At 68.5% G+C, this 16,606-nt stretch carries 16 protein-coding genes; 7 read left to right on the top strand and 9 right to left on the bottom strand.

Annotation, left to right across the window (positions count from 1 at the left end; genetic code table 11):
• Window positions 1–107 precede the first annotated feature (107 nt).
• On the bottom strand, window positions 108–521 hold the full coding sequence (locus Q0581_RS12990) for a hypothetical protein (RefSeq protein WP_298700877.1): 414 nt from the start codon (window positions 519–521) through the stop codon (window positions 108–110).
• A gap of 280 nt (window positions 522–801) precedes the next feature.
• Here Q0581_RS12990 and secA point away from each other — a divergent pair, with 280 nt between their 5' ends.
• Together secA and Q0581_RS12980 are read left to right on the top strand one after the other, a co-directional pair.
• Window positions 802–3,648, top strand: a complete 2,847-nt coding sequence (gene secA / locus Q0581_RS12985) for a preprotein translocase subunit SecA (protein ID WP_298700876.1) — start codon at window positions 802–804, stop codon at window positions 3,646–3,648.
• A 132-nt stretch (window positions 3,649–3,780) separates the two neighbouring features.
• A complete protein-coding gene (locus tag Q0581_RS12980; RefSeq protein ID WP_298700875.1) occupies window positions 3,781–4,953 on the top strand; it encodes a class V aminotransferase in 1,173 nt (390 codons plus the stop codon).
• Here Q0581_RS12980 and Q0581_RS12975 read toward each other — a convergent pair.
• The 5 genes from Q0581_RS12975 to argB form a co-directional block, all read right to left on the bottom strand.
• On the bottom strand, window positions 4,950–5,831 hold the full coding sequence (locus tag Q0581_RS12975) for a hypothetical protein (protein ID WP_298700874.1): 882 nt from the start codon (window positions 5,829–5,831) through the stop codon (window positions 4,950–4,952). The two genes, Q0581_RS12980 and Q0581_RS12975, sit on opposite strands and share 4 nt — an antisense overlap.
• Before the next feature lie 267 nt (window positions 5,832–6,098).
• Window positions 6,099–7,601: a CoA-acylating methylmalonate-semialdehyde dehydrogenase gene (locus Q0581_RS12970; protein WP_298700873.1), complete on the bottom strand. Its 1,503-nt coding sequence runs from the start codon at window positions 7,599–7,601 to the stop codon at window positions 6,099–6,101.
• Between the two features lie 70 nt (window positions 7,602–7,671).
• Window positions 7,672–8,532 carry a 2,3,4,5-tetrahydropyridine-2,6-dicarboxylate N-succinyltransferase gene (gene dapD / locus Q0581_RS12965; protein ID WP_298700872.1) on the bottom strand — a complete coding sequence of 287 codons (861 nt, stop codon included), beginning with the start codon at window positions 8,530–8,532 and terminating at the stop codon, window positions 7,672–7,674.
• The gene (locus Q0581_RS12960) at window positions 8,529–9,209 is read right to left on the bottom strand and encodes a pyrimidine 5'-nucleotidase (protein WP_298700871.1); all 681 of its coding nucleotides are present in this window, start codon (window positions 9,207–9,209) and stop codon (window positions 8,529–8,531) included. The genes dapD and Q0581_RS12960 overlap by 4 nt, the downstream gene beginning before the upstream one ends.
• Window positions 9,206–10,132: an acetylglutamate kinase gene (gene argB, locus Q0581_RS12955; RefSeq protein ID WP_298700870.1), complete on the bottom strand. Its 927-nt coding sequence runs from the start codon at window positions 10,130–10,132 to the stop codon at window positions 9,206–9,208. Before argB ends, Q0581_RS12960 begins: the two co-directional genes overlap by 4 nt.
• Between argB and Q0581_RS12950 the strand changes: the two genes are divergently transcribed.
• On the top strand, window positions 10,131–10,391 hold the full coding sequence (locus tag Q0581_RS12950; protein WP_298700869.1) for a hypothetical protein: 261 nt from the start codon (window positions 10,131–10,133) through the stop codon (window positions 10,389–10,391). The two genes, argB and Q0581_RS12950, sit on opposite strands and share 2 nt — an antisense overlap.
• 8 nt (window positions 10,392–10,399) lie before the next feature.
• Here Q0581_RS12950 and Q0581_RS12945 read toward each other — a convergent pair whose 3' ends face one another.
• Window positions 10,400–11,221 (bottom strand): hypothetical protein, encoded by an 822-nt coding sequence (locus tag Q0581_RS12945; RefSeq protein ID WP_298700868.1) that lies wholly within the window; start codon window positions 11,219–11,221, stop codon window positions 10,400–10,402.
• A gap of 144 nt (window positions 11,222–11,365) precedes the next feature.
• Between Q0581_RS12945 and Q0581_RS12940 the strand changes: the two genes are divergently transcribed.
• A complete protein-coding gene (locus Q0581_RS12940; protein ID WP_298700867.1) occupies window positions 11,366–12,445 on the top strand; it encodes a sugar phosphate nucleotidyltransferase in 1,080 nt (359 codons plus the stop codon).
• A complete protein-coding gene (locus tag Q0581_RS12935) occupies window positions 12,442–13,548 on the top strand; it encodes a methyltransferase domain-containing protein (RefSeq protein WP_298700866.1) in 1,107 nt (368 codons plus the stop codon). The genes Q0581_RS12940 and Q0581_RS12935 overlap by 4 nt, the downstream gene beginning before the upstream one ends.
• Here the strand turns inward: Q0581_RS12935 and Q0581_RS12930 are convergent.
• Window positions 13,545–14,270, bottom strand: coding sequence for a class I SAM-dependent methyltransferase (locus Q0581_RS12930; protein WP_298700865.1), 726 nt, complete (start codon window positions 14,268–14,270; stop codon window positions 13,545–13,547). The genes Q0581_RS12935 and Q0581_RS12930 overlap by 4 nt on opposite strands.
• Window positions 14,271–14,314: 44 nt before the next feature.
• A complete protein-coding gene (locus Q0581_RS12925) occupies window positions 14,315–15,082 on the bottom strand; it encodes a phosphatase PAP2 family protein (RefSeq protein ID WP_298700864.1) in 768 nt (255 codons plus the stop codon).
• Window positions 15,083–15,248: 166 nt separating this feature from the next.
• Between Q0581_RS12925 and mutM the strand changes: the two genes are divergently transcribed.
• Together mutM and Q0581_RS12915 are read left to right on the top strand one after the other, a co-directional pair.
• On the top strand, window positions 15,249–16,112 hold the full coding sequence (gene mutM / locus Q0581_RS12920; RefSeq protein ID WP_298700863.1) for a bifunctional DNA-formamidopyrimidine glycosylase/DNA-(apurinic or apyrimidinic site) lyase: 864 nt from the start codon (window positions 15,249–15,251) through the stop codon (window positions 16,110–16,112).
• A 15-nt stretch (window positions 16,113–16,127) separates the two neighbouring features.
• A complete protein-coding gene (locus Q0581_RS12915; protein ID WP_298700862.1) occupies window positions 16,128–16,577 on the top strand; it encodes a hypothetical protein in 450 nt (149 codons plus the stop codon).
• The last annotated feature ends 29 nt before the right edge of the window (window positions 16,578–16,606 follow it).

The raw sequence follows: 16,606 nt of genomic DNA, 5'->3' as shown, positions 1-16,606 counted from the left end.
GAACAGGGTCAGCAACAGGGCCTGTGCAAGGCGTCCGATAGAGATGTGCCGGCTTGTGGAGGGGGCTGAGACCATGAGTGCAAGACTTCAGGAAAGGGGACCGCCGCCTAACCGGCGGGCGTGAATTTGGCCATCAGGCTGCACATGTTGCCGCGGGGATCGCTGGCGGAAAGTCCGCCGGAAATGGAAAAGGTCATGCTGACCCGGCTGCCGTCGCCGGTCGGCTCCACGATGATGTTCAGCGGCGCAGTCTTGCCGCTGCCGAAGGACACCTCGGTCGTGGCCGAGATCACCATCATCTCACGATCGGACGAACGAATGGCCCATCCCTCCTGCACCATGGCGGCGTAGGCGCGTCGATAGACGGCCTCGGCCGGGGCGGGGAAGGTTTGGCTGGTGGTGTAGCGACGGCCAGAAAAGAAGCTGCCTTCCGACCGGAAATTGGCCTCGCATTCACCCGCCTGGGGACTGCCAGCCATTATCGCCATGCCCAGGCTCAATGCCGCTTGCAGGACGCTCATGCCTACATCTCCGTGGTTGTCCGAAGGTCACGGTAAACCAGGACGAGGCCATGGCCTATGGCCTATGAAAAGCCCCTTGCGTTGACAGGGGTAAGACCGGTGCTTAAGTCCCGCCTGCGCTCAAGTCGAGGGGTTTTCGATCCTACGCGCGGCCCTTTGCATGCGCCGACTTCAGGGCGCGGCGGCCGCCCCGGGATCGGGCCTTGGCCCCGGCGCCCACCGCCCCTTGCGGGGCCCAGTCCAGAGCTTTCAACCGCTCGATCGCCTTACCGGATCGCCCATGCTCGGCTTCGCCAAGAAAATGTTCGGCTCCTCCAACGACCGCAAGGTCAAGGAGTTCATGGCCCAGGTTCAGAAGATCAACGCCATGGAGCCGAAATACGCGGCCCTGTCGGACGACGAGCTGCGCATGATGACCGACGCCTTCAAGGACCGGCTGGCGGCGGGCGAGACCCTGAACGATGTTCTGAACGACGCCTTCGCCGTGGCGCGCGAGGCGTCCAAGCGGGTGCTGGGCCAGCGCCAGTATGACGTCCAGCTGGCCGGCGGCATGATCCTGCACGAAGGCGGCATCTCGGAAATGCGCACCGGCGAGGGCAAGACCCTGGTCGCCGTGGCGCCGGTGTATCTGAACGCCCTGGAAGGCAAGGGCGTGCACGTCATCACGGTCAACGACTATCTGGCCAAGCGCGACGCCGAATGGATGGGCCGGGTCTATCGCTTCCTGGGCCTGGAGACGGGCGTCATCGTCAATGGCCTGTCGCAGGGCCAGCGCCAGGCCGCCTACGCCGCCGACGTGACCTATGGCACCAACAACGAATTCGGCTTCGACTATCTGCGCGACAATCTGGTCTATGACCGGCGCGAGATGGTCCAGCGCGGCCACCATTTCGCCATCGTGGACGAGGTGGACTCCATCCTGGTCGACGAAGCCCGCACGCCGCTGATCATCTCGGGCCCGACCGAGGACCGTTCGGACCTGTACATGGTGCTGGACGGCCTGGTGAAGGAGCTGATCAAGGACCCCGACACCTTCGAGCTGGACGAAAAGCAACGCCAGTCGCTGCTGACCGAACTGGGGTCCGAGCGGATGGAGGAGATGCTGACCGCCGCCGGCCATCTGGCGCCGGACACCACCGATCTTTATGACGCCGCCAACGTCAGCCTGGTGCACCACACCAACCAGGCCCTGCGCGCCAACACCCTGTACACGCGCGACAAGGACTACATCATCCGCGCCGGCGAGATCATGCTGATCGACGAATTCACCGGCCGCATGATGCAGGGCCGGCGTCTGTCCGAAGGCCTGCACCAGGCCATCGAGGCCAAGGAAGGCGTCAAGATCCAGCCCGAGAACCAGACCCTGGCCTCGGTGACGATCCAGAATTACTTCCGTCTCTACGACAAGCTGTCGGGCATGACCGGCACGGCCGCGACCGAGGCCCAGGAATTCCACGACATCTACAAGATGGACGTGCTGGAGGTGCCGACCCACCGCCCGATCCAGCGCATCGACTTCGACGACGAAGTCTATCGCACCGAGGCCGAGAAGAACCTGGCCCTGTGCGCCCAGATCGCCGAATGCCATGTGCGCGGCCAGCCGATCCTGGTCGGCACCGTCTCGATCGAAAAGTCCGAGACCCTGTCCGAACTGCTGTCGGGCTATGACTACAAGGTCGCCAAGACCCGCAAGCTTAAGCCCGAATACGAAGGCCGGCCGAAAGAGGCCCAGAAGGCCGGCGACGACGCCTATGACATCGAATGGGCGACCGGAAAGGGCATTCCGCACAACGTCCTGAACGCGCGCCAGCACGAACAGGAAGCCTTCATCGTCGCCGACGCGGGTCTGCCCGGCGCGGTGACCATCGCCACTAACATGGCCGGTCGCGGCACCGACATCCAACTGGGCGGCAACCTGGAAATGCGCATGCAGCGCTGGCGCACCGACCAGCGCAACATGGCCGTCGAGATCACGCCCGAGGCGGAAGCCGCCATGGAGGCCCAGTACAAGGCCGAGATCGAGACCCAGAAGGCCATCTCCCTGGCCGCCGGCGGCCTGTTCGTCCTGGGCACCGAACGCCACGAAAGCCGTCGCATCGACAACCAGCTGCGCGGCCGCACCGGCCGTCAGGGCGACCCCGGCACCTCGAAATTCTACCTGTCGTGTGAAGACGACCTGCTGCGCATCTTCGCCGGCGACCGGCTGGATTCCATCATGCGCAGCTTCGGCGTGGCCGAGGGCGAGGCCATCACCCACCCCTGGCTGAACAAGGCCATCGAGACGGCGCAGAAGCGTGTCGAACAGCGCAACTACGACATGCGCAAGAACCTGCTGAAGTACGACGACGTCGTGAACGACCAGCGCAAGGCCGTGTTCGAGCAACGCCAGGAGTTCATGGACGCCGAGGACCTGTCCGAACTGGTGGCCGAGTTCCGCAACGACGTGGTCAACGACCTGGTCGAACGCTACATGCCGCCCAAGGCCTATGCCGAACAGTGGGACATCGACGGCCTGGACGAAAAGGTCCGTTCGACCCTGGGGCTGGAGCTGCCGCTGCACGACTGGGCCGCTGAAGAAGGCGTGTCGAACGAGGAGTTCGAGGAGCGGCTGCTGGCCGCCGCCGACGCCCGCGCGGCCGAGCGGTTGGAACTGGTCGGCGCCGAACAGACCCGCGGCCTGGAAAAGCAATTCCTGCTGCAGATGATCGACATGCAGTGGCGGGAGCACCTGACCCACCTGGACCATCTGCGCGGCGTCATCGGCCTGCGCGGTTATGGCCAGCGCGATCCGCTGAACGAGTACAAGACCGAAGCCTTCAACCTGTTCGAGACGCTGCTGTACGACCTGCGCCACAACGTCACGCGCTGGCTGATGACGGTCGAATTCCGCTTCCAGCCGCCGCCCGAACTGCCCGAGTTCCAGGAGATTCACCTGAACCCCGGCACCGGCGAGAACGAGATGGCCGATCCGGCGGCCCAGTCGCCCGAAGGCATGCTGACCGGCGACGATCGCGCCCGCCTGCCCGTCGGCGCCCTGCCGGTGGGGTGGGAGCGCACCCCGCGCAACTCGCTGTGCCCGTGCAACTCGGGCCGTAAATTCAAGCATTGCCACGGGGCGCTCATTTAAGTGGCGCTACCGCTCGCGCCGCGGGCGCTCGCTGCTTGAGCGCGGGTTGGGCGCTACCCTCGCGACACGGTCGCTCGCGGCTTGAGCGCGGGCGGCGATGACGACCGGGGCGGGACAGGCTAAGGCTGTCGCATGACCGTCAAAGCCCTGTTCTCGCGCGCGCTGAACCTCGCGCCCGGCCGGCTGCATTTCGCCGCCCACAGCCACCATCTGTGGCCCGACGTCGCCTATGAGGCGCAAGGCGCCGCCTGGGACGACGCCAACCGTCACGCCGACCGCAAATGGGATCTGGTGTTCGGCGACGTCGTGCCGGAAGCGCAAGGTCATGTGGCGGCCGAGCTGGGCCTGCCCGATCCGAACAGTCTGGTCTTTTCGCCCAACACCCATGACTTCCTGGTGCGGCTGGTGTCGGGCGTGGAGCGCAAGCCGGTGCGGATTCTGTCCACCGACGGCGAATTCCATTCTTTCCGCCGCCAGTCCCAGCGCTGGGAAGAAACCGGCGAGGCGGTGGTTACCCGCGTGCCGCTGGCGCCGTTCGACACCTTCGATGACCGCTTTGTCGCGGCGGCGCAGGCCGGGGGGCACGACATCATCCTGGTCAGCCAGGTCTTCTTCCGCACGGGCCAGGCGTTCGGAGCGATCCCGGCGCTGGCGGATCTGGCCGATCCGGCCGGGCCGTGGGTGGTGATCGACGGCTATCACGGCTTCATGGCCACACCGACCGATCTGTCGGCGGTGGCGGACCGGGTCTTCTATCTGGCCGGTGGCTACAAATACGCCATGGCGGGCGAAGGGTGCTGTTTCCTGCATTCCCCGCCCGGCTTCTGCCCCCGGCCCGTCGTCTCCGGCTGGTTCGCCGAGTTCGGCGATCTGGAAGGCCCGCCCGGCGGGGTCGGCTATCGCGCCGACGGCGGCCGGTTCTGGGGCGCGACCTTCGATGTCACGGCGCTGTACCGTTTCAACGCCGTGCGGCGGATGATGGCGCAGAACGGTCTGACCACGGCCGGGATGGCCGCCCAGGCGCGCGAGCTGATGACCGCGTTCCAGCAGGCGGTGCGCGACGGTCGTGCGGGTGGTCTGGAACAGGCGACGCTGCTGAACCCCGTGATCGACGACGGGCGGTCGCGGGCGCGCTATCTGGCGTTCCGCCATGCGCGGGCCGGCGACTGGCAGAAGGCCCTGCTGGCGGCGAACGTCGTCACCGACGTGCGCGACGACGTGATCCGTTTCGGCTTCGGCCCTTATCAGGACGCGGCGGACGTGGAACGGCTGATCGCCCTCTGCGCCGAGACGATCAAACCCTAGAAGAAGGTTGTGTCGTCCTGCTTCTTCGCCTCGGGCGGGGCGCGAGGGGTCGGCGGCGCGGACGGGCGCGGGGCGGGCGTCACCACCGGATCGACCGGGGCGGTTGCGCCTTCAGCCGCGACGCCCGGCGCGACAGGCGCCAGGGTCGGATAGGGCAGGCTTTCGGGGCTGCCGTCGCCGGGCGCGACGAAGGGCGGCGCGGCGTCGGGATCGATCACGGCCGCATCCACGCTGTCGGGCGCATCCAGATCATCGCGGATGAAGGCCCAGGAGCGCTTGTCGGTGCAGGCGCAGGCCTTCAGGAACCCCTGGCGGTCGCGCCAGACGATCAGCGGATAGCGCGTCTCGACGCCCGCGCTGCGCAACAGGCCGCCCAGGCGGTCGGTGAACTGGCGGCTGGCCTCGACCACGGCCGAGCGGGCCAGATTGCCGTCGGCGGCCGGAACCCCGGCGGCGGTCCAGTCGCGGCTGGGGGTGGCGGTCCAGCGTTGATAAAGGGTCCAGTCGCGGCTCAGCCACAGCTCGGCGATGGTGGCGCGTTCGGCGGCGGTGGATTGGGTCAGACCCTCGCGGTCCTCCCGGGCGAACAGGATGACGCGCGTCTCGACCCCGGCGGCGCGCAGCTTGGGGCCTTCTTCCTGCTCATAGGCCTGGGTCGCGGCGCTGTCGCGGTAGCCGACGACATAGAGGGGCTGGCCGCCGCCGCCGCCCGACACCCACGACGCCTCGTCCAGCAGGCGCTGGATCTCGGCCTGGTGACGGGTGATCGTCACCGGCTGGAAGCGGGCGTAGAAATTCCAGTAGGCCCAATAGCCCCCGCCCGCCAGGATCAGGCCGATCAGGGCCGCCAGGGCCGACCAGACGAAAAACCGACGCATGGGCGCGCGCCCTCCAGCTTCACCGTTCGCAGGGGTTAACGCCTAGCACCAAAAAGCGTTGTTCCGAAGACATCACGTCCAACAGGCGAAGGTTTCGCCCCGGAAATCCTTCTCCCGCTTGCGGGGGAAGTGTCATGTCGTCGAGCGCAGCGAGACGCATGACGATGGGGGAAGTCCAAGGAAAGAAGACTCCCCTCTCCGACCCTGGATCGCTACGCGATCAACGGGCCACCTCTCCCGCAAGCGGGAGAGGGATGAACCCTCATCCTACCGCATGGTCGGAATGACGAAACTGCTGTCGGCATGCTCCAGCGCGCTGTCGGGCCAGCGGGCGGTGACGGTCTTGGTCTTGGTCCAGAAGCGGACGCCCTCCATCCCGTGCTGGTTGATGTCGCCAAAGGCCGACCGCTTCCAGCCGCCGAAGGTGTGATAGGCCACCGGCACCGGGATCGGCACATTGATGCCGACCATGCCGACATTGACGCGGGCGGCGAAGTCGCGGGCCGCGCGGCCGTTCTGGGTGAAGATGGCGACGCCGTTGCCGTACTGGTGCTGGCTGGGCAGGGCCAGGGCCTCCTCGAAGGTCTCGGCGCGCACGATCTGCAGCACCGGGCCGAAGATCTCCTCGTGATACGAGGTCATGCCCGGCTTCACATGGTCGAACAGCGACGGGCCGACGAAATAGCCGTTCTCGTGGCCCTGCAGGGTGAAGCCGCGCCCGTCGACCACCAGTTCGGCGCCCTCTTCCACGCCCTTGGCGATCCAGCCTTCGACGCGGGCCTTGTGGGCGGCGGTGACCACCGGGCCATAGTGGGCCTCGGCGTCGGTCGAAACGCCGACCTTCATCTTCGGAATCTCGGCGACCATGCGTTCGCGCAGCTCGTCGGCGGTTTTCTTGCCGACCGGCACCACGACCGGCAGGGCCATGCAGCGTTCGCCGGCCGAGCCATAGGCGGCGCCCGACAGATCCTTGATCACCTGGTCCATGTCGGCGTCGGGCAGGACGATGCCGTGGTTCTTGGCCCCGCCCATGGCCTGGACCCGCTTATGGTTGGCCGCGCCGGTCTGATAGACATAGTGGGCGATGTCGGACGAACCGACGAAGCTGACGGCATGAACCAGCGGATGGGTCAGGATGGCGTCCACCGCCGTCTTGTCGCCATGCACCACGTTCAGCACCCCGGCGGGCGCTCCCGCCTCCATCATCAGTTCGGCCAGGCGCACCGGCACGGACGGATCACGCTCGGACGGCTTCAGGATGAAGGTGTTGCCCACGGCGATGGCCACGCCGAACATCCACATCGGGATCATGGCCGGGAAGTTGAACGGGGTGATGCCCGACACGACGCCCAGCGGCTGGCGCATCGAATAGACGTCGATGCCCGGCCCGGCGCCCCAGGTGTATTCGCCCTTCAGCGCATGGGGGATGCCGCAGGCGAACTCGATCACCTCCAGCCCGCGCTGGATGTCGCCCTTGCTGTCGGCGATGACCTTGCCGTGTTCCGACGACAGCAGGGCCGCCAGCTCGTCCATGTTCGCCTCGACCAGGCGCTTGAACTCGAACATCACCCGCGCGCGGCGCTGGGGATTGGTGGACGACCAGCCTTCGAAGGCGGCTTGCGCCGACTGGACCGCGCGATCCACCTCGGCCGCCGTGGCCAGTTGCACCCGCGCCTGGACGGCGCCGGTGTTGGGGTCGAACACGTCCGAGAACCGGCCCGAGGCGCCGGTGAAGCCCGCGCCGTCGATGAAATGGTTGATGTCGCGCATGATCGAGCGTCCTCCCTGGAAACGGACGTGTTCTTGTTGGGCGCGGTTTAGACCCGCGTCTGTTCGGGGGCTAGTCCCGCAGCAGTTCGTTGACGCCGGTCTTGGCGCGGGTCTGGGCGTCCACGCGTTTGACGATGACGGCGCAATACAGGCTGGGGCCGCCGTTCGGATCGGGCAGGGAGCCGGGCACCACGACCGAATACGCCGGCACCTCGCCGCGGAACACCTCGCCCGTCGCCCGGTCCACGATCTTGGTCGAAGCCGACAGATAGACCCCCATGGCCAGGACGGCGCCTTCGCGCACGATCACGCCCTCGGCCACCTCGGCGCGGGCGCCGATAAAACAGCCGTCCTCGATGATGGTCGGATTGGCCTGCAAGGGTTCCAGCACCCCGCCGATCCCGGCACCGCCGGACAGGTGCACATTCTTGCCGATCTGGGCGCAACTGCCGACCGTGGCCCAGGCGTCGACCATGGAGCCTTCGTCCACATAGGCGCCGATATTCACGAAGCTGGGCATCAGCACGACGTTGCGGCCGATGAAGGCGCCCTGGCGCGCCACCGCGCCCGGAACCGCCCGGAAGCCGGCCTTTTCGAAATCGGCCTCGGTCCAGCGCGACCATTTGCCGGGAACCTTGTCCCAATAGGGACCGGGCGTGGGATCGCTTAGTCCCATGAAGACATCGACCGGCCCCGCCATGCGATGATTGTCGTTCAGGCGGAAAGACAGCAGCACCGCCTTCTTCAGCCACTGATGCGTGGTCCAGACGCCGTCGGCGCCGCGCGAGGCGACCCGCGCCTGGCCCGAATCCAGCAGGGCCAGGGCCTGTTCGACGGCGTGGCGCGCCTCGCCCTGGGTCGCGGGCGACAGGTCGGCGCGACCGTCCCAGGCGGTCTCGATGACGGATTCCAGGCGAGCGATATCGGTCATGCGGCGGCGTCCTCAGGCAGGGAAAGGTCGGTCAGGAAATCCAGAAGGTCGGGGGCGACGTGGTCGACATGGTCGCCGATCACCTTGCCGTGGCCGTCGCCGATCAGGACGGTGGCCATGCCCAGGGCCTTGGCGGCCTCCAGATTGCGGGGCGTGTCCTCGAACATCGCCGCCTGGCGCGGCTCGAAGCCGAAGCGTTCGATCATCCGGCGATAGGCGGACGGCGCGGGCTTGGGCGTCAGATCGCCGTCCTCGATGGCGAAGACCCCCTCGAAACAGTCGCTCACCCCCAGGCGGGCCAGAACGCGGTGGGCATAGTCGCGCGCGCCATTGGTGAAGACGAAGCGGCGGCCCGGCAGGCGCATCAGCTGTTCGGCCAGGCGGGGGTTGGGCTCCAGCGAATCCATCGGCACATCGTGGACGTCATGCAGGAAATGGTCGGCGTCGATGGTGTAGTTGGCCATCAGCCCGGCCAGGGTGGTGCCGTGCTCGTCCAGGAACTGGCGCTGCAGTACACGGGCGCTGTCGGGGTCCAGGCCCACGGCCTCGACGACATAGGCGTTGATCCGCGCCTGAACCAGATTCATCAGCCCCTGCTCGCGCGGGTACAGGGTGTCGTCCATGTCGAACACCCAGGCCGTAACGTGATCCAGACGGGGGGGCGACAGGTCGATCAAGACGCCTTCACCAGTGTGCCTGCGCCGTGTTCGGTGAACAGCTCGACCAGCATGGCGTGGGGGCGGCGCCCGTCCAGGATGACCACGGCCTCGACGCCCGCGCGCACGGCGGCCATGGCGGTCTCCAGCTTGGGGATCATGCCGCCGGTGGCCACGCCCGTGTCGATCAGCGCCTGCGCGTCATTGATCGTCATCTGGCGGATGATCTGGCCGTCGGCGCCGCGCACCCCCGGCACATCGGTCAGCAGCAGCATGCGCTTGGCGTTCAGGGCGCCCGCGACGGCCCCGGCCACGGTGTCGGCGTTGACGTTGAAGGTCTGGCCATCCTCGGCCACCCCGATCGGAGCGATCACCGGCACCCAGTCGGCGTCGGACACGATCAGCCGCTCGATCAGCTTGGCGTCCACCTTGGTCGGTTCGCCGACGAAGCCCAGATCGACCTCATGTTCGATCATGCTGTCCGGGTCGCGGCGGGTGCGCTTGGTCTTTTCGACCGTCAGCAGGCCGGCGTCCTTGCCCGACAGGCCGACGCCGCGCACATCGGCCTCCTTGCCCGCCACGGTGATCCAGTGGGCGATCTCCTTGTTCACGGCGCCCGACAGGACCATCTCGGCCACCTGCATGGTGTCGGCGTCGGTGACGCGCAGGCCGTCCACGAAGCTGGATTTCACCCCCGCCTTGTCCAGCATGGCGCTGATCTGCGGGCCGCCGCCGTGGACCACGACAGGGTTCACGCCCATCAGCTTCAGCAGCACCACATCGGCCGCGAACTGGCGCGCCACGGCGCTTTCGCCCATGGCGTGGCCGCCGTATTTGATGACCACGGTCTCGCGGTCATAGACCTGGATATAGGGCAGGGCCTCGGCCAGCGTCCGCGCGGTCGCCCAGCCCCGTTCCTCGGATTGGCGTTCGGTCTCTTCCATGATCGGTGCGATAGCGCCGCCCGATGGCGAAGTCACGATGAAACCGGGGCGGTTCCGGGCCGTTCACTTCGGCATGAAGGAAACCGAGATCGACGACCGCGACCTGACGCCGTCCGACCCGACGGACCCGGCCAGCCTGCAGCATGTGGACGCCACCCTGTGTCCCGAATGCCAGGGGGCGGCCGTCCTGCCGACCGGCGAAACCTGTCCGGTCTGCGAAGGGACCGGCAAGGCCGTGGGCCGGACGGGCGGCGGCTGACCCGCGTCCTAATCGGCGTCGGGGAACAGAGCCCCGGCGCGCTGGAATTCGGCATGCAGGGCGTCCAGCAACCTGTGCAGGTCGGCGTGCTCGCCATGACGGGCCAGGTCTAGCAGGACGGCATGAACGCGCGCGACCAGATCGGGCGCGCGGGCGGCCCCGGCGTCCTGACGCCGCAGTTCGGGGCTGAGAAAGGCGTCCACCGCCGCCGCCTGATCCGGTGTCGGGGCCAGCGGTCGGCCCAGGCGCTGGGCCATCGACGCGACCTGTCCGCGCCAGTCGGCCATGAAGTCGTCCCAGCCCATCAGATGACGCGGCAGGCCCCGGCTGGACCGTTCCGCCTCCAGCACATGCCGCAGCCACAGGCGCAGGCCCCGCGCCGGGGCCATGCCGTTGCGGGCGTTCAGGCTGGCGGCGACCTCGCGCGGGTCGCGCACGGGCATGACGATGACCGGGGCGTATCCCGCCGTCTCCAGCGCCCGGCGCCAGAAGGGGAAGAAGCGACACAGGCGCGGGTCTTTCAGCACCACGGCCGGGGCGTCGCCGAACTCGCCCGCCAGCACCCGTCCGGCCTCCTCGGCCCAGGCGGGATCGGCCAGAACCGTCGCATCAAGCGCGCGCCAGTCGTCCCACGCCGACCCCGCCGTCGCCAGCAGCCGGTCGTTGAAGGCGGTGACCACCTGGCTTTCCCAGAAGCCCTTGGGATTATCCTGGGCCGGGCCCATCAGGGTGCGCGGCGCGGCGGCGCCCAGCAGCGCCAGCGTGCCGGCGACCGACGAGGTTCCGCTGCGGTGCATGCCCAGCACCACATAGGCCGTCCGCTCGGTCATGGGTCCTCCCGCGCGCCCCTTAAGTGAGGCCCCTGAGTGAGACCCCGTGCGTCCCGCCTGATCGCAGACGTGGGCCGGCCGTGCAACACGCCCATGGGGCGTCATCGTCTTTCGCCCGATATGCCAGGTGGAGTAGAAGGCCGGATGGCTCTTTATCCCGTCATCATGTGCGGCGGCGCCGGCGCCCGTCTGTGGCCCGCCTCGCGCCCGTCGCGGCCCAAGCAGTTCCTGGCCCTGGTGGGCGAACGCTCGCTGTTCCAGGAGACGGTGGCCCGATGCGCGCCCCTGGCGTCCGGCGCCGGGCGTCTGGTGGTGGTGGCGGGCGTCGCCCATGCCGGCTGGATCGACCGTCAGCTGGCCGATCTGGGCGTCGAGGCGACCGTGCTGCTGGAGCCGGAACCGCGCGATTCCGCCCCGGCCATGGCCGCCGCCGCCGCCTGGATCGCCGCGCGCGATCCGCAGGGCGTGGCCGCCTTCGTCGCCTCGGACCATTTCATCCCCGACCATGACGCCTTCCGCCGCGCCGTGCGCGAGGCGGCCGAGGCGGCGACCGCGGCCGCCCGCATCGTGACCCTGGGGGTGCGGCCGCGCGATCCGTCGTCGGCCTATGGCTATATCAAGCCGGCCGGGCGGGGCCTCAGCGCCGTGGACGCCTTTGTCGAAAAGCCGGATGCGGCGACGGCCGAGGCCTATATCGGCGCCGGCTATCTGTGGAACAGCGGCAATTTCATCGTCTCGGCCGCCACTCTGGTGGATCAGCTGAACCGCCATGCGCCCCAGGTTCTGGCCGCCGCCCAGGCCGCCCTGCCGGACGGCGAGGCCACCGCCCTGACCGACGTCTTCCGCGCCGCGCCCAAGATCTCCATCGACTATGCGGTCATGGAGAAGACCGACGCCGCCAGCGTGCTGGAGGTGGATTTCGAATGGTCCGACCTGGGCGCCTGGGACGCCATCGCCGCCACCGGCGCCGGCTCGGCCGGAACCCAGCTGGTGCTGGACGGCGAGAACTGCCTGATCCGCGCGCCCGAAGGCATGGTGGTCGCCGCCGTCGGCGTGCGCGACCTGGCCATCATCGTCGAGAAGGACGCCGTGCTGGTCTGCGACCTGAACCGCGCCCAGGACGTCAAGGGCGTGGTCGAGGCGCTGAAGGCGGTGGCGCCCGGACGGCTGGATTTCGATGTCGAGGATGCGGTTCCTGCAGGCCCTGCCGGAACCCTGCAATGATCGGCCTGTCGCCCTCGGCCCAGGCCCTGCGCGCCCGTCGCGCCGCGCCGGATGCGGCGCCGGCCCAGCCGTCGGATGTGGCCCTGTGCTACGACGCTTTTCTGGGGCGCGAAGCGGACGAAGGCGGCCTGGCCTATTGGACCGAACGTGTGGCCCAGGGGCTGGATTTCGACGATCTGTGCGCCGCCTTCCGAGACAGCGAAGAGCATCGTCAGTGGCTGCTGACCGGCCCCCGGCCCCTGCTGGACCTGGATCAGATCGACGCCGCCTGGACCGCCTTGAACGACCCGGCCTGGGCCCCGGCGGTCAAGCGCGCGGTGTTCCGCCTGCCCGAAGGTTTCCGCCTGGACCTGGACCCCGACGGACCCGAGCATCGGGCGCAGCAGCTGGCCCTGTGGTCGCGCATCACCGGCCGGGCCGACTATGACGCCGCCAGCGACGAGGACACCCCCGAGATCGGGGCCATGGACGCCGTTCTGCGCCCCGCCTTCTACGCCACCCGCAGCAGCGCCATCGCCGGCGATCACCTGATGGGCATGGGCCGGTTGCTGAAGCTGGCCGATCTGCGCGCCGGCGACCGGGCGCTGGAATACGGCGCCGGTTTCGGCCAGATCGCCCTGGCCTTCGCCCGCACCGGCGTGCGGGTGGATACGGTCGATGTGAACCCCGCCTTCTGTGCGGCGGTGGACCAGCTGGCGGCGCGGTATCAGGTCGAGCTGAAGGCCCATGTCGGCGCCTTTGGCGACAATCCGGCCGGTCAGGCGGCGGCCTATGACCTGATCTATTTCTACGAGAGCTTCCATCACTGCCTGGACGTTCACGCCGTCCTGCCGAAGCTGAAGACCCTGCTGAAACCCGGCGGGCGCATCCTGTTGGGCGGCGAGCCGATTCTGCCGACCGACGACCCGATCACGCCCTATGCCTGGGGCGTGCGGATGGACGCCGAGAACGTGGCCATCATGCGCCAGAGGGGCTGGATGGAGCTGGGGTTCCAGGAGCCCTATCTGTTCGATCTGTTCGCGCGGGCCGGATTCCAGGGCGTCAAACACCCCAGCAGCGATAGCCATTACGCCACCGTCTACGCCTTCACGGCCGTCGACTAACCGACCTTGCGCCCGAAGATGCGCGCGCCGTGGCAGCCGCCGTGGTTGGTGTGCTCCAGCAGGACCTGCTCGATCCCGTGGTCGGTCATCATGGCCATCAGACGGTTCAGGTCATAGTCGTACATCATCATGGCGCCGGGCGGATGCGGCGCCTCGTCCAGCACCCTCAGGGTCTCGCCGTCCCAGGCCGCGCGGCGGGCGGTCTGCAGCGCATGGCCGATGAAGGTCTCGTCCTTGAACAGGGTGAACTGCACCGACAGCACCCCGCCGGGGTTCAGCCGGCCCAGCAGGTCGGCGAACAGGGCGTATCCACGCGGCGGCGGAATATGCTGGAACACGATGACCGAATTGATCCAGTCGAACCGCTGGTCCGTCAGCCGGTCGACATAGGTGATGTTGGCCAGGCGGTGGCGGTTGGCCTCGGCCAGCATGCCGGGCGAGACGTCCACGCCGGTCACCCGGTCCGCCACCTGGGCCAGCGCCCGCGCCAGCCGCCCGACGCCACAGCCGAAATCGACGGCGTGCCCGGCCTCGAACTCTCCGAAATGGCGCACCAGCACGCGGCGCAGATACTGGATCTCCTCCTCGCCCGAGGCCCAGAACTCGGCCAGGGTTTCGGGGGTCAGGTTGCGGCGCAGGAATTTCTCGTGGGTCAGCACGCCGAAGAAGGGTTCGTCATCGCCCAGGATGGCCCAGTCGGCGTCCGTTTCCCTCAGCGACATGTGATCCTCCGACAGGCCTTGCCGCCCCCCGGCGACGGCCCTGCCTAGGCTCTGGGCGCCGTCGAGGCAAGAAAGCGGGCGCGGAAATCACCGACGTGGCCTCGCCCGGCTTCGGCGACCGTCAGCCGGTGCAGGATCGCCAGAACCAGTCCCGTCATGGCCCAGGCCAGCAGGATGTCCGACAGGAAATGCCCGCCGAAGGCCAGCCGGTTCAACGACAGGGCCGCCCCATACAACGCCACGCCCGACGCCAGCAGGATGCGCCCCGGCGCCAGGATCAGCACCGCCCCGGCCATCCAGGCTGCCGAGGAGGCCTCGCCCGAGACGAAGGAGCAGTTGCTGGCGCAGGCGTCGGTGATGCGCCAGGCGGCGGCGAAGGGGGCGTCGCCGCCGAACAGATCGACCTGGATCGGACGCGGCCGGCCCCACCATTCCTTCAGCACCGCATTGACCAGCAGTCCCGGCCCCAACGCCAGCCCGGCCATGACGCACAGGGCCGGCCGCATGACGCCGAGCCGCGATCCCGCCGCGCCGCGACAGGCCCGGCACAGCCGCCAAAGCGCCAGGCCCAGCAAAACGGCCATCACCCAGGTCGAGCTTTTGCGCAGCAGCTTCAGCCCCGGCATGTGCGACGCCGCGAACCCCTGGGCTGGATCGTGGAACAGGCCGCTGACGGCGATGTCGATCTGTGGAAACAGGACGAAAAGCGCGCTGAAGCCCGCGACGGCGCACAGGGCCAGAAGCGGCGCCCCCGCGCGCGGCAGGCGGAACGGTCGCGCGGCGGCCGCCGCGTCAATCGGCGTGGTGGTCATGTCGGTCGCTACCCCCCGGTGGCGTGCCGACAGGTTGGCGCGTCTGAATGACGTCCCGACCACCGTTCCGTTTAGGCCGTGCGAGACTCCGGCGACCGATCGGTCAAATCCCGTCCGTGCCCGTCCCGGGTTTGGCGCGGGTTGATGAAGGCGCTAGATCGACGCCATGCCCGAGCTTCCCGAAGTCGAAACCGTGCGCCGGGGCCTGGAGCCTGTTCTGACGGGCGCCCGGCTGGGCCGCGTGCGCCAGAACCGGCCGGACCTGCGCTTTCCCTTTCCCGAGCGGTTCACCGAACGGCTGGACGGGGCCACGGTTCTGCGGCTGGACCGGCGGGCCAAATATCTGCTGTTCCCGCTGTCGACCGGCGAAACCTGGGTGACCCACCTGGGCATGACCGGCCGCTTCACCCTGGACGGTCAGGAGGTGGGCGAGTTCGAGGACGACGCCCCCATCGGCGCCAAGCACGAACACCTCAGCCTGTGCGCCGCAACGACGGCGGCGACCACGCGGGTCGGCTATGCCGATGCGCGCCGGTTCGGCTTCATGGGACTGATCCCCACCGATGCGGTTTCGGCCCATCCCTGGTTCTCGAGCCTGGGACCGGAGCCGCTGGGCAACGGCTTTTCGGCCGCGCATCTGGCGCAGGCGTTCGAGGGGCGCAGGCAGAACGTCAAGGTCAGCCTGCTGGACCAGAGGATCGTGGCGGGCCTGGGCAACATCTATGTGTGCGAGGCGCTGTATCGGGCGGGGATTTCGCCCCTGACGGCGGCGGGCGCGGTGTCTCGGCCGAAGCTGGAACGACTGGTGGTCGCCATCCGCGACGTGCTGAACGACGCCATCACGGCGGGCGGGTCCACCTTGCGCGACTTCGCCAACGCCGAGGGCGGTCAGGGCTATTTCCAGCACAATTTCGACGTCTATGGCCGCGAGGGCCAGCCGTGCCGCGGCGCGGCTTGCGGCGGCGCGGTGGCGCGGATCGTGCAGGGCGGTCGGTCGACCTTCTTCTGCCCGACCTGCCAGAAGGCCTGACAAAGGGATCAGACCGTGAACCGTCGCCGCCTTCATCTTTGGATCAGCCTGCTGGTCGGCGTTCTGGTCTGGGGCGCCTATTTCGCGCGCGTCGCCCTGGCCGTTCGGGACGGAGACGTGGGCGGGCTGGTCTATTGGTTCGTGGGCGCTCTGGCGGTGGTGCTGGTGGCCGAGACGGTGCTGAGCGGCGCGGTCGCCTGGCTGTTGCGGCGACGCATGCGGGCGCTGGACGACGGCCCCACCCTGATGGCCGCGCTGAAGGCCGGGCATGTGGCGCTGATGCTGCTGGTCGGCCTGGTCCTGCTGGCGGCGGCGGTGCTGGCGATCGCGGCAGGCATGGGGGCGGACCTGGGTCTGGGCGCCGCGCGTGGCCAGGCGGTGCTGGCCAACGCCCTTTTGGCCATGGTGGTGATCGCCGAACTGACCCGCGCCGGCCTGACCCTGGCGCTGATGCCGCGCGGCTGACGGTTTCCCCGCCGCCCACGAGCCGCTAG

Source organism: uncultured Brevundimonas sp. (genome assembly GCF_937863155.1).
Taxonomy (GTDB): domain Bacteria; phylum Pseudomonadota; class Alphaproteobacteria; order Caulobacterales; family Caulobacteraceae; genus Brevundimonas.
This window is presented reverse-complemented; position numbering and strand designations above follow the sequence as displayed.